Genomic DNA, 19,490 nt, shown 5'->3' with positions numbered 1-19,490 from the left:
GGTACATGTCATTCTTTGATTTCTTCGGTTCCATGTTCGACCCTGAGGGCGGTCCAGGCGGACCAGGCCGACGTCGCAATGACGACGACCCGGTCATCCTGCATGTGCAGACCGATGGGGAGGGTCCCGGCCAAGGGGGCGGCAGCACGCCTCGTTTCCGCTTCGCCGGACCAGGTGACCCCCGGCTGACCTCCCGCAAGAAGGACAATAACGGACCTTCCCGGGGCATGCGGATTCTGGCCGTGGTTGTCGCCGTCGTCCTGGTCGTCCTCCTGCTGCTGTTCGGGCTCAGCCGCTTCATCACCGACGTCATGTGGTTCTCCCAGCTGGGGGCGGCACGGATTGTCTGGACCCAGTTGGGCATCAAGGTGGGCTTGTGGCTGGCCTACGCCCTGCTGCTGGCCGCGGTGACCCTGCTCTCGGCCTTCCTGGCCATCCGCAGTCGTCCCGATTCGCCCGACGGGTCCACCATCAGGGTCAGGGGCGATCTGATCGAGGTCGGCAAGGGGGTCTCTTCACGCAAGGCGCTCAAGGTAGCCGCGGTGGTCTCCCTGGTCGTCGGTGTTTTCTTCGGCTTCCAGTTCAACGCCGACTGGAAGCAGGTGCTCCTGCTCTTCAACGCCCAGTCCTTCGGGGTGCGCGATCCCCAGTTCGGCTTGGATAACGGTTTCTATGTCTTCATTCTGCCCGGACTGCGGCTGCTGGTCTCCTCCTTGCTGATGATGCTGCTGGCGGCCACGGTCTTCAGCCTGGTCACCAACTTCCTCATGGGCGGCATTCGCTTGACCATGCCCGTACAGGGCCGCGGCATCCTGGAGATGACCCGTGCCGCGCGCAGGCAGGTAGCCGTCTGGCTGGTCCTGTTCATGCTGGTCTGGGCCGGCGATACGGCCTTGGGCGTCTTCGGCAGGCTGACCGAGGAGGGCGATCGGATCACCGGCGCCTCCTACACCTCGGTCAAGGCGGCCATTCCCGTCACGCTGATTATGGCCGTGGTCATGGCCCTGCTGGGCATCATCCTGGCTGTCTGGATTCTGCGCTCGCCCACCCTGGAACCCGGCCGTGTCCATGCGGGATCGCTGGGTTCGGCCGTCAAGCAGTGGCGGGTTCCTGTCCTGGCTGTGGCCGTCACCATTGTGCTGTCCCTGCTGCTGACCGTCTTCTGGCCGGCACTGGTCCAGCGCTTCCGGGTCAACCCCAACGCCCAGGAGATGGAGTCCGCCTACATCCAGCGCAACATCACCGCCACCGCCCAGGCCTATGGGCTGGACAGGCTGAAGACCGAGGCCTATGACGCCACCACCGAGGTCCAGTCGGGCGCCCTTTCCCGGGATGCGGAGACCACCGCACAGATTCGTCTGCTGGATCCCCAGGTGGTTTCGCCCACCTTCCGGCAGCTGCAGCAGTCCAAGCAGTACTACACCTTCGAGGACACCCTGGCCGTCGACAAGTACGACATCGACGGAGTCAGCCAGGATACGGTCATCGGCGCTCGCGAGCTGGACCTGGAGGGCAACGACAACCGCAACTGGGTCAACGACCACACGGTCTTCACCCACGGTTATGGCATTGTGGCCGCCTACGGCAACAAGGTCACCCCGGACGGGCAGCCAGAGTTCTTCGAGCAGGACATCCCTACCAGGGGCAAGCTGACAAGCAGTCAGCACTACGAGCCGCGAATCTACTTCTCACCCAACGCGCCCGAGTACTCCATCGTCGGCGCGCCCCAGGGCTCTTCAGGCTGGGAATTCGACTATCCCACCGGCTCCAAGGGAGCCACCAACACCTTCAATGGCAACGGCGGCCCCTCGGTGGGCAACTTCCTGGCCAGGGTCCTCTACGCCATCCGATTTGGATCCGACCAGATCCTCTTCTCGGACCGCGTCACCCCCGACTCGCAGATCCTCTACAACCGCTCGCCCAAGGAGCGCGTGGCCCAGATCGCCCCCTATCTGACCCTGGACGGACGCGTCTATCCGGCTGTGGTTGATGGACGGGTCAAGTGGATCGTCGACGGCTACACCACCTCTGACGCCTACCCCTACTCCCAGAAGGTGGACCTGGGTCCCATCACCCAGGACACGACCACTCTGAGCTCGGAGGCCGTCAAGGGCCTGGGCTCCCAGAAGGCCAACTACATCCGCAATTCCGTCAAGGCCACGGTCGATGCCTATGACGGCTCGGTGGACCTGTATGCCTGGGATGCCAAGGATCCGGTGCTCAAGGCCTGGCAGAAGGTCTTCCCCGGCCAGTTCAAGCCGCTCTCGTCCATCTCGGGCGACCTGATGAGCCACATGCGCTACCCGGAGAGTCTGTTCAAGGTGCAGCGCCAGCTCCTGTCCCAGTACCACGTCAACTCGGCCAGCCAGTTCTTCTCCGGCGAGGACTTCTGGCAGACTCCTGTGGATCCGACCGGCACCAGCAAGGAGCAGAAGGCCGGGGTCAAGCAGCCTCCCTACTATCTGACCCTGCAGACGCCGGGGACCGACAAGCCCGCCTTCTCGCTGACCTCCACCTTCATCCCCGCAGGCACCTCCACCAGGGAGATTCTGACCGGGTTCCTGTCTGTGGATTCCGACGCCGGGTCGACCAAGGGGGTGATAGGCCCGGACTACGGGACCATCCGGCTGATGGAGCTGCCCAAGAATTCCAATGTGCCTGGCCCTGGGCAGGCCCAGAACAACTTCAACTCGGATGCCGCGGTCTCCACCGAGCTCAACCTGCTCCAGTCCGGGTCCACCAAGGTCAAACGTGGCAACCTGCTGACCCTGCCCATAGGCGGCGGGCTGATTTACATCCAGCCGGTCTACGTCCAGTCCAGCGGCGCCACCAGCTTCCCCCTGCTCAAGCGGGTTTTGGTGGCCTTCGGAGACAAGGTGTCGTCGTCGGCCACACTGGATGCGGCCCTTGACAAGACCTTCCAGGGCAACTCGGGTGCGTCGGCCGGCGATGCCGACAACACCGGACGCACCAAATCTGATGCTGATCAGAGCGACCAATCCGGTAAGGCCCCGGATAAGACCGCCGGGTCCGGGGGGGCGTCGGCCACAGCAGGGCAGGCCCTGAAACAGGCCTTGGACAAGGCCAACCAGGCCATGAGCGACGGCGATGCCGCCCTGAAGAAGGGCGACTTCAGCGCCTACGGCGAGGCACAGAACCGTCTGCGCGAAGCCCTCAAGGAGGCTTCCGACCAGGAGGGCGGCAACAAGTGAGCGCCACCCCGCGTATCAGGCTCTGCCGTCGCGGGGACCTGGAGGCGGTCACCGCCATCTACAACCAGGCGGTCATGGATGGCGGTTCCACTGCGGATACGGCCCCGGTCAGCCTGGATCAGCGCCTGGAATGGTTACTGGTCCATGATCCTGACCAGGGCCATCCGGTCCTGGTTCTGGAGCAGGAGGGCAAGGTGCTGGCCTTCGGCTCCCTGTCGGCCTACTACGACCGGCCCGGCTATCAGGAGACCTGCGAGCTGAGCTACTACGTGGATCGCGGCAGCCGTGGACGCGGCCTGGGCGCCCTGATGGTCCATTCTCTGCTGGAGCGTGCCCGGCAGGAGGGCATGCGTCTGGCCGTGGCCACCGTCTTCGACGACAATACGGCCTCCAAAGCCCTGCTGCAGCGGTTCGGATTCAGCCGCTTCGGCCTTCTGCCCCAGGCCGCCTGGGACCGGTTCGTCCTGCATGACGTCTCCTACTGGAGCCTGTCCCTTGAGCGAAACGGGGTCGGGGAGCCTGTGTAGAATCTCACCGTCCCGTTTGAGAGCAGGAGGTATCACCTACATGGCATCCGATTTCTGGCTGATAGCCGGACTGGGCAACCCGGGTGACGAGTACAAGGGCACCAGGCACAACATGGGCTTCATGTGCGCCGATCTGCTGGCCGAACGCTGGTCGGTCAACCTGCGCGACCACAAGGGTCTGGCCAAGCTGGGCCGTGGCACCCTGGATCTTGACGGACGCCGCACACCCTTCTTCCTGGCCAAGCCGCTGACCTTCATGAACGACTCCGGCGATGCCCTGGCCTCCATCTGCTCTTACTACCACATACCGGTTGGCCGGGTCGTGGTCATCCATGACGACATGGATCTGGAGTTCGGCAGGATCAAGGTCAAGGCCGGCGGGTCCTCGGGCGGGCACAACGGCATCCGTTCCATCGACCGCTCCCTGGGCAGCAACGCCTACGCCCGGGTCCGTATGGGCGTGGGGCATGCCCGGAGAGGTCCTGACGCCCACCGCCGCACTGTGGACTGGGTTCTGGGCACCTTTGTCGGCGATCAGCGCAAGCGTCTGCCCGAGTTCCTGGCCGACGGCGCGGATGCCGCAGAAACCGTGATCATCAAGGGCCTCAACCAGGCTCAGGAGCAGTTCAATGGTCGATGAGCAAACCCAGAAGACAGAGCCCCAGGAATCGCTGAACGGGTCCCTGCGTCCTCTTCTGGACGATCTGCAGGCGGATGCTGCCTTCAAGAGGTTGGTCCAAGGAGACTCCGAGCCTGCTGCCGACACCGACACCTCCCTCATGGTGCAGGCTCCCCAGGGGATTAGGCCAGCCCTGGCGGCTGCTGCAGCCGGACGTGCCCCGGTCGTTCTGGTGGTTCCCTCCGAGCGTGATGCCCAGGAGATGACCGGCGCCATCCGCTCCTGGTACGAGGGCGACCCGGGTAATGTGGCCCTGCTGCGTTCCTGGGAGACCCTACCTCATGAACGGCTCTCGCCCCGGGCAGACACCGTGGCCTCCAGGATGGCCGTCTTCAGGCGGCTGGCCCATCCAGTCCAGGACGACCCTGACTTCGGGCCCATCCGCATCCTGGTCATGCCCGTGCGTTCTCTCTTGCAGCCGGTGGTCAAGGGTCTGCAGGATGTGGAGCCCCTGGTCTTTCTGCGCGGCCAGGAGCTGCCATTGGATCAGGCCGTCGAGGCTCTGGTCCGCAACGCCTACACCCGGGTGGACCTGGTCATGGAACGCGGCCAGTTCGCCGTCCGAGGCGGCATCCTGGATGTCTTCGTCCCCACCATGGCCCATCCGGTGCGCATCGAGTTCTTCGGCGACGAGGTGGACACCATCCGCAGCTTCCACGCCTCGGACCAGCGCACCTACGGTCCCGACCTGGACCGGATCTGGGCGCCGCCCTGCCGCGAGCTGCAGCTGACTGACCAGGTCCGTGCCCGTGCCCGCTCCCTGATCGGGAGCATCCCCAACGCCGACGACATGCTGGAGTCCATCGCCCAGGCCATTCCGGTGGAGGGCATGGAATCCCTCCTGCCTGCCTTGGTCGACGACCTGGTGCCGGTGGGGTCCATGCTGCCCGAGGGCGCTCTGATTTTGCTCTCGGAGCCTCAGCTGCTGGCCCGCTCCGCCCAGGATCTGGTCAAGACCGCCAACGAGTTCCTGGCCGCCAGCTGGCATGTGGCCGCCTCCGGGCAGGGCTCGGGCGCACCCATCAGCTTCGACAGGGCCAGCTTCCTGGACTACGACGAAGTCATCTCATCCCTGGAGTACCGCAAGGGGGAGGTCTGGAAGCTGACCGACCTGTCGGTGGAACCGGACCGGGAGGGGGCCGAGCGTTTGGATGCCCTGGCCCCGGACCAGTACCGCGGCGACGAGGATCGGGCCGCCTCGGGCATCGCCTCCCTGCTGGAGCGCGGCGACCGGGTTGTGGTGACCGCTCCGGCCCAGGGAACCCTGAGCCGTCTGCGTCGGGCCGTACAGACCACGGGGGTTGTCGGGGTGGAGTACCACCGCTCCCTGGCTGTGGACGGCTTCGTGGACCAGTCCGCCCATCTGGCCCTGCTGACCGAGCGTGACCTGACCGGCCGCACCAGCGTGGCCGCCGGAAGCAAGACCTCCAACCGCCGGCGCAAGGCCATCGACCTGGACGAGCTCAAGCCCGGCGACTACGTGGTCCACGACCAGCACGGCATCGGCCGCTTCCTGGGCATGCGCCAGCGCAGCGTGGGCGTAGGCCCCAGCAAGGGCAGCCGGGAGTATCTGGTCCTGGAGTACGCCCCCTCCAAACGCAACGCCCCGCCCGATAAGCTCTTCGTGCCCGCCGACCAGCTGGACCAGGTCAGCCGCTACATCGGCGCCGAGATCCCCAGACTCAACAAGCTGGGCGGATCCGACTGGTCGGCCACCAAGGCCAAGGCCCGCAAACACGTCCACAAGATCGCCCAAGGCCTGGTCAAGCTCTACTCGGCCCGGCAGCGGACCAAAGGCTTCGCCTTCAGCCCCGACACCCCCTGGCAGAAGGAGCTGGAGGATGCTTTCCCCTACCAGGAGACCTCGGACCAGCTGACCGCCATCGACGAGGTCAAGGCGGATATGGAGAAGCCGGTGCCCATGGACCGCCTGATCTGCGGGGATGTGGGCTTCGGCAAGACCGAAATAGCCATCCGCGCCGCCTTCAAGGCCGTTCAGGACGGCAAGCAGGTGGTGGTCTTGGTGCCTACGACCCTGCTGGTTCAGCAGCACTACCAGACCTTCACCGAGCGTTTCGAGGGCTTCCCGGTGGATGTGGCCGCCATGAGCCGCTTCCAGACCGCCAAGGAGAACCAGGCCACCATGGAGGGTCTGGCCAGCGGGGCTGTGGACGTGGTCATCGGTACCCACAAGCTGCTCAACCCGCGCATCCGCTTCAAGGATCTGGGTCTGATGATCGTGGACGAGGAGCAGCGCTTCGGCGTGGAGGCCAAGGAGACCCTCAAGGCCATGCGGACCAACGTGGACGTCCTGTCCCTGTCGGCCACGCCCATTCCTCGAACTCTGGAGATGGCGGTGACCGGCATCCGGGAGATGTCCACCCTGGCCACGCCCCCCGAGGACCGCCTGCCGGTGCTGACCTATGTGGGTGCCTATGAGGATGCCCAGGTGACTGCGGCCATTCGCCGCGAGCTCCTGCGCGGGGGCCAGATCTTCTACATCCACAACCGGGTTGAGGACATCGGCAAGATCTCGGCCAAGGTGCAGACCCTGGTCCCCGAGGCCAAGGTGGGCGTGGCCCACGGCAAGATGGGGGAGAAGCAGCTGGACGGGGTCATCCGCGACTTCTGGCATCGGGACATCGATGTGCTGGTCTGCACGACCATCGTCGAGACCGGCCTGGATATACCCAACGCCAACACACTGATCGTGGACCGTGCCGACCGCTTCGGACTCTCCCAGCTCCATCAGCTGCGCGGCCGAGTGGGACGCGGTCGGGAGCGCGCCTACGCCTACTTCCTCTATGACCCCAGCAAGCCCATGACCCAGACCGCCCACGACAGACTGGCCACCATCGCCCAGAACACGGCCCTGGGATCCGGCTACGACGTGGCCATGAAGGACTTGGAGCTGCGCGGCACCGGCAACCTGCTGGGTGACGAGCAGTCCGGCCATATCGAGGGCGTCGGTTTCGACCTCTACGTGCGCATGGTCTCCGAGGCGGTGGAGGAGTACAAGGAGCCTGGACGGACCGAGCCGGTCACCGTCAGCATCGACCTGCCTCTGGAAGCCTCCATTCCAGTGGACTACATCGATTCGGACAAGCTGCGTCTGGAGGCCTACCGCAAGCTGGCCTCGGCCCGCAACGAGCAGGATCTGCGCGACCTGCATGAGGAGCTGACCGACCGCTACGGTCGTCCGCCGGCCCAGTTCGATACCCTCTTCGCGGTGGCCAGATTGCGGGCCAAGGCTCGCTCCCTGGGCATAGCGGAGATCGCCTCCCAGGGTTCCAGGGTGCGGATCAGGCCTGTGACCATGCCCGACTCCCTCCAGGCCAGGATCGCACGAATATACAAGGGCAGTCAGTACCGCCCGGTGACGCAGACCCTGCTGATTCCGGCGCCCTTCGCCGGCTCCCTGGGCTCTGGTCCCATGGATTCGGCGGCCATGACTGCCTGGGTGGATACCCTGCTGGACGACCTGGCCTGGGGGCTGCCCAAGTCCTCCGACGATGGCACGCCAACGGATCCCGCGCCCGTCCAACAAAACTAGTATCCTGTAAGAGACATCACAACAACTTATTGAAGGAGCAGTTGTGGCAGCAATTGAAAGCGTGTTCGCGCGCGAAATTCTTGATTCCCGTGGCAACCCGACCGTCGAGGTCGTTCTGCAGACCGAGGACGGCGCCGAGGGGCGTGGTCTGGTTCCCTCCGGTGCCTCCACCGGCGAGGCCGAGGCCTGGGAACGTAGGGATGGCGACAAGAAGCGCTATCAGGGCAAGGGTGTGCTGGACGCCGTCAAGGCAGTCAATGAGACCATCGCTCCCAACGTCATCGGTATGGACGCCACCGATCAGCGCGCTCTGGACGAGACCATGATTGATCTGGACGGCACCCCCAACAAGGGCAAGCTGGGCGCCAACGCCATTCTGGGCGTCTCCTTGGCCGCGCTCTATGCGGCTGCTGAGTCCGCCGAACTGCCTCTCTACCGTTACCTGGGTGGCACCAACGGCCACATTCTGCCTGTGCCCAACATGAACATCATGAACGGCGGCGCCCACGCTGACTTCGCCACCGACATCCAGGAGTACATGATCTCCCCCTACGGCTTCGACTCCTACCGGGAGGCCCTGCGCGCCGGCGTCGAGGTCTACCACACCCTCAAGGGCATCCTGAAGAAGGACGGCCACGAGACCGGCCTGGGCGACGAGGGCGGCTTTGCCCCCAAGATGAAGTCCAATGAGGACTCCCTGAAGTACATCGTCGACGCCATTGAAGCTGCCGGCTACGAGCCCGGCAAGCAGATCGGCCTCTGCCTGGACGTGGCCTCCTCGGAGTTCTACAACAAGGACACCGATAAGTACCACTTCGACGGCGAGGACCGTGACGCCGACTACATGCTGGACTACTACCAGGGTCTGGTCGAGCGCTACCCGCTGGTCTCCATCGAGGATCCCTTCGCCGAGGAGGACTGGGGCGCCTGGCAGAAGATCACCGCCGCCATGGGCGACCGCCTGCAGTTCGTGGGCGACGACCTGCTGGTGACCAACCCCAAGAGGCTGCAGAAGGGCATCGACCTGAAGGCCGCCAACTCCCTGCTGGTCAAGCTCAACCAGATCGGCACCGTGACCGAGACCCTGGACGCCATCGAGCTGGCCACCGCCAACGGGTTCACCTCCATGGTTTCCCACCGTTCCGGCGAGACCTCCGACACCACTATCGCCGACCTGGCCGTGGCCAAGAACACCCGCCAGATCAAGACCGGTGCCCCGGCCCGTGGTGAGCGCATCGCCAAGTACAACCGGCTGCTGGAGATCGAGGAGGAGCTGGGCTCCACCGCTGAGTACGCCGGCTACAGCGCCTTCAAGGCCTGCAAGAAGTACACCAAGTAAGGCCTTGCCGGTCAGGTCTTGCCCTCTGCAGGTTTTGACCCGACTGTGAAGTCTTTCACCCGTGGCAGTCCGCGTCGGCTGCCGCGGGTATTTTTATGGGTATGGCCAAGAACAAACGTGACGGCGGCGACCGGCGGACAAGCAGGCGGTCGTCGGGACCCATCACTTTTTTCGTAGCGGTCATCATCGTGGCCCTGGGGCTGATCCAGCTGGTTTCCACCTTTCATGCCTATGCCATCAATCTTTCCGAGCTCAACGGCCTGCGCAACCAGCAGGCCCAGTTGGTCGAGCACAAACGTGACCTGGAGAACCAGATCCGGCGCTGGGACGACAAGGCCTATGTGACCGCCCAGGCTCGGGATCGGCTGGGATTCGTCTTCCCCGATGAGGAGGCTATCCGGGTCCTGCATCCGGAGGCCGTCACGGGCAACAAGGACAAGGACCAGGCCGGCAGCAAGGGGGTTCGGGCTCCCAGGAAGAACTCTCTGCCCTGGTATCAGGAGATGGCCTACTCCTTCGCCAAGGCCGACCAGGACCCGGCTGCCAATGGGAGCAAGGGAGCGTCCGGTCCGACCGGCTCTGCCAGTCCGTCCGGTTCAAGTAGTCCAGATGGCTCTGATAGCCCCTCCCCATCCGAGGGCGGGGGAGCGCAGTGACCTCCGAAGGTTTGGATTTCGCTGCGTCAACGGTTAATGCGTCAACAGTTAATGAACTTAGCAGCAAAGAACAATCAGGAAAGATGAGGACAGCGTGATCAAGGCCCAGGGAAGTCCCCAGGCAGCAGTGGAATCTCAAGCCGCAGACAAGACCCGGGTCGAGTCTACAGTCTCCAGCCTGGTTACTGACCGGGACCTGGCGGCGATAAGAGATCGAATCCAGGAGCTTCTGGCAACTCCGGCCACACCGGATCAGGTAGCCGTCGTGAACAGGCAGCTGGGCCGCTATCCGCGCGGCATGGTGGCTGTGGGCGCCCGTTGCGTCTGCGGCAATCCGCTGGCTGTGGTCACTCGGCCCCAGCTGGAGGATGGCACGCCCTTTCCGACCACCTGCTATCTGACCAGTCCCGAGGCCGTCAAGGCTGTCTCGCGGCTGGAGGCCGACGGCATCATGGCCGACTGGAATACCGAGCTCGGTGCCGATCCGGACCTGGCCAACGCCTACCGCAGGGCCCACGAGCTCTATCTGGCCTTCCGCTCCGCTCTGGCCCAGCGGCTGGGCGACGACGAGGGTCACATTGCCGGAATCTCGGCCGGCGGCATGCCCAGGCGGGTCAAGTGTCTGCATGCTCTGACCGCCCAGTCCCTGGTGATGGGACCCGGGGTCAATCCTCTGGGTGACCGGGTTCTGGATCTGGTAGGCCAGGTATTCGACCCACAGGTCTGCAGGTGCGCCCGGCCTTGGACTGAGGCATCAGGGCAAGCGAACCAGCAGGAAAACCAATGAAGGGGGCTTCCATGGATCAGGTAACGGTGGCGGGCGTGGACTGCGGCACCAACTCTATACGTCTGCTGATAGCCCAGGTGGACCGGCAGGGGCTGCATCCGGTGGCTCCCAGGTTGATGCGGGTCATCCGGCTGGGGGAGGGCGTGGACCGCAACCACCGCTTTTCCGACCAAGCTCTGGAACGTGCCTTTGAGGCCTGCCGGCTCTTCTCCCAGCAGCTGCAGGAGCACCCGGTGGATGGCCTGCGCTTTGTGGCCACTTCGGCCACCAGGGACGCCGACAACCGCGAAAGCTTTGAGGAGGGGGTGCGCTCCATCCTGGGGGTCACGCCTGAGGTCATCAGCGGCTCCCAGGAGGCCTCGCTGAGTTTTCTGGGCGCGGTCAGCGTGCTGGAGCAGCGGGGCAACGACGATATGCCTCCCGCACCCTACCTGGTGGTCGACCTGGGTGGCGGTTCCACCGAGCTGGTCCTGGGTGGGGACGGAAAGAGCCTGCCTGTGGACCAGGTCAGGGCCTCCTACTCCATGAACATCGGCTCGGTGCGGATGACCGAGCGCCATCTGCTGGACGATCCGCCCAGCCAGACACAGATCGACCAGGCGCTTGAGGATGTTGACGGCTGGATTGACCGGGCCTTCGACCAGGTCCCTGTAGCTGGGGTAGGCAGTCTGATCGGAGTCTCCGGCACAGTCACTACCATGAGCGCCCTGGCCCTGGGATGCCAGGTCTACGATCGCCAAGCCGTCGACGGTCAGTCCATATCTGTTGAAGCGGCTCGTCGGGTTGATGACCAGGTGCTGCACATGAGTCGGCAGGAGCGTCGGGAGCTCAAGGTCATCCATCCCGGGCGTGTGGATGTGATCGGCGGTGGCGCCTTGATTTGGAGCCGTCTGCTGGAGCGGCTGGGCCAGGCCAGCCCGAGTGCTTTGGCTTCGGGAACCTATGTGGCCAGCGAGCACGGCCTCCTGGATGGCCTGGTCCTGGACTACGGCAGGACCCTCCTGCGCGAATGATATACTAAGGCGTTATGGGTTAAGGCCCCGGTGGCGAAATGGTATACGCATCGGACTTAAAATCCGCCGCCTTCACCGGCTTGTGGGTTCGATTCCCACCCGGGGCACCACGGCCTCATCGGCTTGGACGGCAGTGTCGCAACTTGTCACCCGGCCGACGAACCGATACTCTGGTACGCAAGAAAACCAAAGGAGTTGTCATGAGTGACCAATCCATGCCCGAGGTGAACGCCGAATTCGGCGCCACGCCGACCATAACCTTCCATGGTCCGGCGCCGAGCGGGCTGCGCGCCGTGGAGCTGGTCGAGGGGGACGGGCCAGTCGTCCGCAAGGGCGATACCGTCACCGTCAACTATCACGGTGTCGTCTGGGGTTCGGATCAGGTCTTCGACTCCAGCTTCCAGCGCCATCAGCCGGCCAGCTTCGGCATTGGCGTGGGGCAGGTCATTCGCGGCTGGGACCAGACGGTGCCCGGCCACAACGTGGGGTCCAGGTTGGTGGTCTCCATTCCGCCGGAGTATGGATATGGTCGTCAGGGGATGCCCCAGGCGGGCATCGGCGGCGACGATACCCTGGTCTTCGTGATCGACATCATTTCGACACGGTAGACAAGGGTCTCCAGGCGCCGGTGAGGGCCGGCGCCTTTTTCATACCCTTGACTTTGCAGTTCAGGTCGGGCCACGAGACAAGCGCATCAAACAAGGAGGAATCACATGGCTGAGGAAAAGACGATTCTGCTGACACAGGCCGCTTACGACAAGCTGAAGGAGGAGCTTGACCACCGTCAGGGCGAGTACCGCGACGAGATTACCGAACGCATCGCGGCGGCTCGGGCCGAGGGTGATCTGAGCGAGAACGGCGGCTATCAGGCCGCCCGCGAGGAGCAGGGCAAGAACGAGGGGCGGATCAACGAGCTGATCGTCAAGCTGCGCAACGCCAAGATCCTCAAGGCCCCCAAGGCGGGCACCGTGGGAAACGGCTCCCTGGTGACCCTGACCATGGCAGGCAACGAAATGGTCTATGTGCTGGGCTCCAGGGATCTGACCGTGGCCACCGACTACGACGTCATCAGCCCCGAGTCGCCAATCGGAGCGGCTCTCATGGGTGCCAAGAAGGGCCAGACCGTGACCTACAAGGCCCCCAATGGCAAGGACATCTCGGTCACCGTCAAGGATGCCCAGCCCCTCAAGTAGCGGGACGACCCCTCACCGTCCCAGTCCGGCCTGAATGAAGCCGCCCCCAGCCATAGTTTGCAGGGGGCGGCTTCGTCTATGAGCGACCGCTCTGTGAATGACTGCCTGATACTTAACGGCATGCCGAATCTCGTTACCCAAAAGGCAGTGAGACCGGCGAGCTGTTCAGCGTAGGTTGCAGACCACCAGGTAGATGGCCACGATATGGCAGGCGTAGCCGATGACCGTGCCGCAGTGGAAGATCTCATGGAAGCCGAATACCCGGGGCCAAGGGTCCGGTCGGCGCAGACCATAGACAATCGCCCCAAGGATGTAGGCCAGGCCACCGGCCACGATCAGCCAAACCACTGGTGGTCCGGCCATGGGGGAATCCCAGAAGAGCTTCAGGAAGCCCACACCCGAGACGCCGAAGACTACGTAGACCAGGGTGTAGAGCCAGCGGGGAGCCTCGATCCAGAAGACGTGGACGATCATGGCCACCAGGCTGGCCCCCCACATGCCCAGGATGATGATCCGCCGCCAGAAGGGGTCCAATGCGAAGGAAATGGGTGTGTAGGTGCCGGCGATGAGCAGGAAGATGTTGACGTGGTCCAGGCGGCGCAGCACGTCCGTGGTCCCCGGGGTCCAGTCGCCCAGATGATAGAGGGCGGAGTTGCCGAAGAGGGCCAGTGAGGCCACCATAAAGACCGCACAGGCCAGCTTGAGCCCAGTGCCATGGGCCAGGCAGATCAGCACAATGCCGGCGGCCAGGGCCAGGGGGGCGGCCACGGCGTGGATCCAGCCGCGCAGGAGGGGCTTGGGACGGCCGTGGACATCCAGGCGGACCTTGCGCTCAATCTCCATGTCGGGGATGCCCTCGATCCGCGAGGCCTTGATCTCGGCCTTGGTGATGATCCGGGCCGCCTTGGCCTTGGCCTTGGCGCGCACCGCGTCAGCTTTGGCCTGCAGATGGGCCTCATGGGCCACCTCGGCATCCCGGCGCAGATAGGTCAGCTCCTGACGGCGTTGCTGACGGCGGCGTTCGAGATCGGGATCGACCTCCTGATCCTCGGACGGTTTGCCGTCCTCGCTGGTCCTGGTTGCCATGACCCTCCCTTGGCCCCTTGACTGGTCCGGACCTGTCGGGTTCGGTCGCCGGGGTAAAATATCCGTGAACCACCCTACCCTAGACCTGTGTATGGGACGCGCTGCCATCATCGCCTTTGGCATGACCTGCCTGTCTGCTTGCGCAGGCCCTTTGTATGATGGAGGGCATGGCTGATTTTTCCGAGATTCTGGCATCCTGCGACGACTGCAACGAGGAGGACCGCGAGTGGCTCCACCACCTGGTGGCCGACTGGCAGGTCATCGCCGATCTGAGCTTTGCGGACCTGCTGCTCTTGCTGCGCACCGGCGAGGGGGAGTTCACCGTGGCCGAGCAGTGCCGGCCCTCCACGGTCATGTCCCTGCGCACCGAAGACGTGGTGGGGGAGCACTTCCCGGCTGATCGCCGCGAAGAGCTGGAGGCGGCCATGCAGTCCAAGGGGGTGTTACGATCCAACAAGCTGCGCACCATCGGCCGCGCCACGGTCTGCGACGTCTATGCTCCTATCAGGCACCAGGGCAGGACCCTGGGTCTGGTGGTCCGCGAAACCAACATGGCCACCCGCGAGTCCAACGGCCGTTACGAGAGCGAGAGCATCAACGCGGGCAAGGAGCTCTTCGAGATGATCACCCGCGGCGAGTTCCCCTACGCGGATTCGGTGCTCAACCAGCGGCACAACGCCAGGGTGGCCGACGGTTTTTTTGTGCTGACGTCAAGCGGCGTGGTGCGTTACGCCTCGCCCAATGCCATCAGCTGTTTCCGCAGGCTGGGCTCGGTCGAGACCATGATCGGCCAGTACCTGAGCGAGATCGGCACCTCCCTGCTCAAGGAGAACGATCCCGTGCCCGACTCCCTACCGCTGGTTCTGACGGGCAAGGCGGCCGTGGATTCTGAGCTGGACGCCAACGGGTCGGCCGTCTCCATGCGCTCCCTGCCCCTGTATGGCAAGCAGGGCAGGATAGGCGCCATCGTGCTCTGTCGGGATGTGACCGAACTGCGCCGCCGGGAGAAGGAGCTGCAGACCAAGGATGCCACCATCTCCGAGATCCACCACCGGGTCAAGAACAACCTCCAGGCCGTGTCGGCCCTGCTCAGGCTGCAGGCCAGGCGCACAAAGTCCGACGAGGTCCGCAAGGAGCTGGAGGAGGCCCAACGACGCGTCCAGACCATCGCTGTGGTTCATGAGGGCCTCAGTCAGACCGCCGACGAGATTGTGGATTTCGACAAGGTGATCGCCAACCTGCTGAAGATGAGCGTGGATCTGGCCACCACCAGCGACCAGCACATCACCATCTCCTACGTGGGCAAGTTCGGGATGATGCCCGCCCAGGATGCCACACCCCTGTCCTTGGTGCTGACCGAACTGGTCAACAACGCGGTCGAACACGGCTTCGAGGGCCGCGACGAGGGGCATATCACCATATCGGTGGGCCGGGGCGGCAACAATCTCAACGTGGTGGTCGAGGATGACGGCAACGGCTACAGCACCGAGTCGGATCAGGGCCAGGCTCGTTCCACCGGATCCGGGCTGGGCACGCAGATCATCAACACCTTCGTCACCAACGACTTCGGCGGCACGGTCAAGTGGGAGCCCCGCCGGGATGGTGGCACCCGGGTGGTCATCAACATCAAGCTGCGCGTGGCCCAGGACGTGTGACGCCAGGTACCTTTGAGAAAAAGAGAGGGGCGACGGCATCAAGCCATCGCCCCTCTCCTGTTTTGCGCAATCGGGAAGGTGTCAGGACTGCATCTGCATGGCCTGGGACCTACGCGCACGCATGGCCCTGCGCTTCAGAGCCCTGCGTTCGTCCTCGCTCAGTCCGCCCCAGACACCGTAATCCTGGTTGGTGTCCAGCGCGCACTTCAGACAGGCGTCAATGACCTTGCAGGTCCTGCAGACAGCCTTGGCCTCCTCGATCTGCTGATAGGCTGCACCGGTGTTGCCGACGGGGAAGAACAGCTCAGGGTCCTTGTCACGGCAAGCAGCCTTGGCGCGCCAATCAAACGCATTACTCATCTACCTAAGCCTCCAAGAAGTTTTTATCGATGCTTTTATCACTACCCTATGCAAGATAAGCACGATGAGTGACTTTTTTCAAGGGTTCATTTGTTTTACGGCTAAAGAGAACACCTGTAGCGGAATGGCGAGACCCGCTTCCAGAACCAGACACCGTCCGGGAATGGCGCTGGCCCGGGTGGGGAGGGTGGCCAGCTGATCGGCGGGGATGCCAGCTGCCAGATCGGCCCCCCGTTCGCCGCAGGGGAACACCAGACGACGGCTGAAACGCTCTGGTCTGCGCAGGGCGCTGGCCGTCTCCACGGCCAGGATCACGGTGGTTCCCTCCTGTTCCAGAGCCTCCTGTAGAAGAGGGGCCAGAGGATCCCGACAAAGCGGATCCAACAGATCCTGGGCATCGTCAAGAATCCAGACCAATGCGTGGCTGCCATCCTGACGGCCTTGAGGCGGCTGACGGCCTTGAGGCGGTGACGGCACCGGGCCGGGAAAGTCCCGACTGCTGTAGCTGTGACCTGTTCGACGCGTGATGCGCAGGTCGAAGCTGGGCTCTGGTCGGGCCCCTGGCTTCATCAGGGTGAGCAGGGAACGAGCCAGCAGCGCCAGCAGGGTGCTCTTGCCCCGTCCTCGAGGTCCGATCAGGGCCGTATGACCGTCGATCGGCAGGCGATAGAGATGGAGCAGAACCCCGTCGTCCATGTGTCCCAGAGGTATCTGAGGCCGTCCCGATTGCCAGAGGACCTGCCCGCAGGCCGGATCATGCTCTGGCAGGGGAGGGGAGAAAAGCGGTGCCGGCGGTCGGCTGCCGCAAAAGCGGCTGGCCTTGACGATCTGGCCCACCAGGGCCTGCGGATCAGTTGCTGGGCAGGTGCGGAAGGCCTGGGGACCCCGGCCCTGCTCCAGGAAGCCCAGACCTGGGCAGGCAGGGTCGATCGCCGTAGCACAGGAAGAGCCCAGCAGCTCTCTGGACTGCAGGGGATCCCGCACCCGCAGACAGATGCCCAGGTTCATGTTGGCACGCATCTGGGCGCTGACCTGCCCCATGGTCTGCTGGGTGCAGGCCACCAGGTTCATACCCAGGGATCTGCCCTGAGAGGCCAGAGAGGTCAGCCTGTCCAGGTAGTCGGGCAGGAGTTGGCGCAGGGCCTGGAACTCGTCAATGACCACCACTAGGCGTGCCGGTGGATCGGCCATACGGGCGGTGTCCTCAACCCCTGCTCTGGCAACCAGGCGCTGGCGGCGTTCCAACTCCCGCTGAAGGCCGTTCAGCGCGCGTATGGCCCGGTCCAGATCCAGATTGGTCACGCAACCCACGGTGTGCGGCAGTCGGGCCAACAGGCCAAAGCCGGCACCACCCTTGAAATCCAGCAGGACCAGATTGAGCCGGTCTGGCGGCTGACTGGCGGCTAGGGCCAGACACCAGGTCTGCAGAAAGACTGATTTGCCCGAACCTGTGGTGCCTGCCACCAGGGCGTGGGGTCCGTCGCAGGGCAGATCGATGACCAGCGGACCATGATCAGGCCGGATACCGATGACCGCAGGTGCCGACCTTCCTGATGTGGCAAGCCATGCGTGGACGATGCCCTGCCAGGGCAGACCTTGTGATCCCGAACGCCCTGATCCCAAGAGCCGGGACTCTAGCTGAGGGCCTGGGTTAGAGGCCAGTTGAGCCAGATCCTGCAAGGTCTCGTTCTCTGTAGTCGTCGAGAGGGATGCACGATCCGATACTGTGCCGTACTTCAATTGTGCGCCTGCCGGCGGAGCGGACGATGGCCGGCGATGCATTCGCAGCAGGCTCAGAAGCACCATGGCCAGGGTGCCCGTCAAGCTGGGCAGCAAGAGGAGGAGCAACATCCAGCGGCCCTGGCCTACTACGTACCAGATCATGCCCGCCTGGGCCAGGGCCGGAGTCGTCTGTGCAACCAGGGTCAGAATGACCTGGGCGCTTCCCTTTTTGGTCTTCTTCTCTTTGGAGCCGGCAGAGCGCCAATCGCCACCTGCAGCCCCGCTCGGGTCTGTCGATATGGTTGCTGATGAATTGGCCTTGGTCATGCCCTCAGCATGGGCTGCCCGGGGCAGGAGCGCTAGAGCAGGCCTGGCATGTGGTCGAATGTGGACGATATTGGTGGCGTGTGTAAAGCAGTCGCTACATGCCACCGACCGTTCCAGCGGCATGACTGCCCTGGGCCAGCTGGTTGAACAGGTCGGTGTTGCGGGCTTGGTCCAGCAGAACGGTGGAACCGATGCCTCCGCCCGGATAGTAGTCGGGATCTGTCCAGTAGACGCTTCCGGTGACCCCATTGCTGCTGCTGGCACTGCGGAAGGCCAGGACCATGCGCACGAGGTCTATGGGGTTGGCCCGCTCATCCACCACCAGGGCATCCAGACCTGCGGAAAGAACCTTGCCGGCCCTCGACGGGTTGAGCATGACCGAGGGCTGCAGGGCCTTGGCGGTGATGGCCGAGATGGCCTGACGCTGGCGTTCGGCACGCCCAAAGTCTCCCTTGGGATCCGAGTAGCGCATGCGGGTGAAGGCCAGGGCCATGCCGCCGTCGGCCTGATGGCAGCCGCGAGACCAGACCATGCCGGAGTTGGGGTCGTTGACGTCTGCGTCATAGCAAAGCCTGACGCCGCCCAGGGCGTCGACCACCTTGCTGAGGCCTCCGAAACGGATCAGGGCCACATGATCGACCTTATGACCGGTGATGTCCTCGATCTGGCCGGTCAGGGCCCGGTAGCCCGATGTGTAGGCCACGGCGTTGATCTTCATGTAATCCCCATCCTGCTTGACCAGGGAGTCGCGGGGGATTGAAATCAGGGAGGCGGCTCCGTGGCGGGGCTTGGTCAGCACCAGGATGGTGTCGGTGCGGAAGCCGGTGATGCTGGCATCCTGTCCTGCCCCCGGAGAACCGTCGCGCTGGTCCGATCCCAGCAGGAGCCAGGTAGTGGCTTCTGAGCCAGGGGTATCGGTCAGCATTTTGTCGCGGGTGAGCTTGCCGTTGACCCAGAACCATCCTCCACCTGCGAGTACAACCAGTGCCAGCAGCAGGACCAGCAGCAGAATGATTACGAACTTGCGCACTGGGTGTTTACGGACGAGGGCAGTGCCGTTCCGCATGTTCCGGTTGTTGCTGTTGCGCCAGTCGTTTTTAACAGGTGCAGCTGCAGCCGCCGGCCTGGGTGTGGTTTTCGAGGAGCCACTGGTGCGTCTGGCTTTCTGATGTCCAGTCCCGGAGGAGGGGGAGAAGCTGGGAGGCGTCTGGCTACGGCTGTGTCTGGCCTCGGTGCCTGGAGATCCGGGGTCGGCCGCCGGACGGTGATGCCCGGAGGGCATGAAGCTAGGAGGCTCCTGTCCTTGTCCGCCTTGGTCTGATCCAGTCCGCATACCCTTAACCTCCGTAGCTTTGCCGACTAGGTAAGCAATAGCATGTCA

15 protein-coding genes and 1 tRNA gene are annotated in these 19,490 nt (G+C 64.1%); 12 read left to right on the top strand and 4 right to left on the bottom strand.

The window, feature by feature from the left end:
* Positions 1–5: 5 nt before the first annotated feature.
* From CI601_RS06715 to CI601_RS06665, 11 genes are all read left to right on the top strand, one after another.
* A complete protein-coding gene (locus tag CI601_RS06715; protein ID WP_121914784.1) occupies positions 6–3,212 on the top strand; it encodes a UPF0182 family protein in 3,207 nt (1,068 codons plus the stop codon).
* Positions 3,209–3,739 (top strand): GNAT family N-acetyltransferase, encoded by a 531-nt coding sequence (locus tag CI601_RS06710; RefSeq protein WP_121914783.1) that lies wholly within the window; start codon positions 3,209–3,211, stop codon positions 3,737–3,739. Before CI601_RS06715 ends, CI601_RS06710 begins: the two co-directional genes overlap by 4 nt.
* A 40-nt stretch (positions 3,740–3,779) precedes the next feature.
* Positions 3,780–4,379 carry an aminoacyl-tRNA hydrolase gene (gene pth, locus CI601_RS06705; RefSeq protein ID WP_024627324.1) on the top strand — a complete coding sequence of 200 codons (600 nt, stop codon included), beginning with the start codon at positions 3,780–3,782 and terminating at the stop codon, positions 4,377–4,379.
* Entirely contained in the window at positions 4,369–7,971 is a 3,603-nt protein-coding gene (gene mfd, locus CI601_RS06700; protein WP_121914782.1) for a transcription-repair coupling factor, read from the top strand. Before pth ends, mfd begins: the two co-directional genes overlap by 11 nt.
* Positions 7,972–8,014: 43 nt before the next feature.
* On the top strand, positions 8,015–9,310 hold the full coding sequence (gene eno / locus CI601_RS06695) for a phosphopyruvate hydratase (RefSeq protein ID WP_024627326.1): 1,296 nt from the start codon (positions 8,015–8,017) through the stop codon (positions 9,308–9,310).
* Positions 9,311–9,411: 101 nt separating this feature from the next.
* A complete protein-coding gene (locus CI601_RS06690) occupies positions 9,412–9,966 on the top strand; it encodes a septum formation initiator family protein (protein ID WP_395948006.1) in 555 nt (184 codons plus the stop codon).
* A 178-nt stretch (positions 9,967–10,144) separates the two neighbouring features.
* Positions 10,145–10,753 (top strand): DUF501 domain-containing protein, encoded by a 609-nt coding sequence (locus CI601_RS06685; protein ID WP_395948009.1) that lies wholly within the window; start codon positions 10,145–10,147, stop codon positions 10,751–10,753.
* A gap of 11 nt (positions 10,754–10,764) precedes the next feature.
* On the top strand, positions 10,765–11,766 hold the full coding sequence (locus CI601_RS06680) for a Ppx/GppA phosphatase family protein (protein ID WP_183129782.1): 1,002 nt from the start codon (positions 10,765–10,767) through the stop codon (positions 11,764–11,766).
* Between the two features lie 24 nt (positions 11,767–11,790).
* A tRNA-Leu gene (locus CI601_RS06675) sits at positions 11,791–11,876 on the top strand.
* 90 nt (positions 11,877–11,966) lie between these two features.
* Positions 11,967–12,374 (top strand): FKBP-type peptidyl-prolyl cis-trans isomerase, encoded by a 408-nt coding sequence (locus tag CI601_RS06670; protein ID WP_024627330.1) that lies wholly within the window; start codon positions 11,967–11,969, stop codon positions 12,372–12,374.
* Between the two features lie 105 nt (positions 12,375–12,479).
* A complete protein-coding gene (locus CI601_RS06665) occupies positions 12,480–12,959 on the top strand; it encodes a transcription elongation factor GreA (protein ID WP_024627331.1) in 480 nt (159 codons plus the stop codon).
* Between the two features lie 165 nt (positions 12,960–13,124).
* Here the strand turns inward: CI601_RS06665 and CI601_RS06660 are convergent, their stop codons facing one another.
* Positions 13,125–14,045, bottom strand: a complete 921-nt coding sequence (locus CI601_RS06660; protein WP_121914779.1) for a hemolysin III family protein — start codon at positions 14,043–14,045, stop codon at positions 13,125–13,127.
* A 167-nt stretch (positions 14,046–14,212) separates the two neighbouring features.
* On the opposite strand from CI601_RS06660, the gene CI601_RS06655 reads away from it, so the two are divergent.
* Positions 14,213–15,700 carry a sensor histidine kinase gene (locus tag CI601_RS06655; RefSeq protein WP_101432791.1) on the top strand — a complete coding sequence of 496 codons (1,488 nt, stop codon included), beginning with the start codon at positions 14,213–14,215 and terminating at the stop codon, positions 15,698–15,700.
* 81 nt (positions 15,701–15,781) lie between these two features.
* Here the strand turns inward: CI601_RS06655 and CI601_RS06650 are convergent, their stop codons facing one another.
* From CI601_RS06650 to CI601_RS06640, 3 genes are all read right to left on the bottom strand, one after another.
* The gene (locus CI601_RS06650; RefSeq protein ID WP_015021978.1) at positions 15,782–16,060 is read right to left on the bottom strand and encodes a WhiB family transcriptional regulator; all 279 of its coding nucleotides are present in this window, start codon (positions 16,058–16,060) and stop codon (positions 15,782–15,784) included.
* Between the two features lie 78 nt (positions 16,061–16,138).
* Positions 16,139–18,109, bottom strand: coding sequence for an FtsK/SpoIIIE domain-containing protein (locus CI601_RS06645; protein WP_183129781.1), 1,971 nt, complete (start codon positions 18,107–18,109; stop codon positions 16,139–16,141).
* 94 nt (positions 18,110–18,203) lie between these two features.
* Positions 18,204–19,442, bottom strand: coding sequence for an LCP family protein (locus tag CI601_RS06640; RefSeq protein ID WP_259465341.1), 1,239 nt, complete (start codon positions 19,440–19,442; stop codon positions 18,204–18,206).
* Between the last annotated feature and the right edge of the window lie 48 nt (positions 19,443–19,490).

It is taken from the genome of Bifidobacterium sp. wkB344 (assembly GCF_003688305.1).
In the GTDB taxonomy this organism is placed as follows: domain Bacteria; phylum Actinomycetota; class Actinomycetes; order Actinomycetales; family Bifidobacteriaceae; genus Bombiscardovia; species Bombiscardovia mizhiensis.
This window is presented reverse-complemented; position numbering and strand designations above follow the sequence as displayed.

Excerpts from the sequence above, each read along its gene's own strand:
- CI601_RS06715 (WP_121914784.1), top strand. The coding sequence starts at position 6 with ATGTCATTCTTTGATTTCTTCGGTTCCATGTTCGACCCTGAGGGCGGT.
- pth (WP_024627324.1), top strand. The coding sequence starts at position 3,780 with ATGGCATCCGATTTCTGGCTGATAGCCGGACTGGGCAACCCGGGTGAC.
- mfd (WP_121914782.1), top strand. The coding sequence starts at position 4,369 with ATGGTCGATGAGCAAACCCAGAAGACAGAGCCCCAGGAATCGCTGAAC.
- CI601_RS06690 (WP_395948006.1), top strand. The coding sequence starts at position 9,412 with ATGGCCAAGAACAAACGTGACGGCGGCGACCGGCGGACAAGCAGGCGG.
- CI601_RS06680 (WP_183129782.1), top strand. The coding sequence starts at position 10,765 with ATGGATCAGGTAACGGTGGCGGGCGTGGACTGCGGCACCAACTCTATA.
- CI601_RS06670 (WP_024627330.1), top strand. The coding sequence starts at position 11,967 with ATGAGTGACCAATCCATGCCCGAGGTGAACGCCGAATTCGGCGCCACG.
- CI601_RS06665 (WP_024627331.1), top strand. The coding sequence starts at position 12,480 with ATGGCTGAGGAAAAGACGATTCTGCTGACACAGGCCGCTTACGACAAG.
- CI601_RS06660 (WP_121914779.1), bottom strand. The coding sequence starts at position 14,045 with ATGGCAACCAGGACCAGCGAGGACGGCAAACCGTCCGAGGATCAGGAG.
- CI601_RS06655 (WP_101432791.1), top strand. The coding sequence starts at position 14,213 with ATGGCTGATTTTTCCGAGATTCTGGCATCCTGCGACGACTGCAACGAG.
- CI601_RS06650 (WP_015021978.1), bottom strand. The coding sequence starts at position 16,060 with ATGAGTAATGCGTTTGATTGGCGCGCCAAGGCTGCTTGCCGTGACAAG.
- CI601_RS06645 (WP_183129781.1), bottom strand. The coding sequence starts at position 18,109 with ATGACCAAGGCCAATTCATCAGCAACCATATCGACAGACCCGAGCGGG.
- CI601_RS06640 (WP_259465341.1), bottom strand. The coding sequence starts at position 19,442 with ATGCGGACTGGATCAGACCAAGGCGGACAAGGACAGGAGCCTCCTAGC.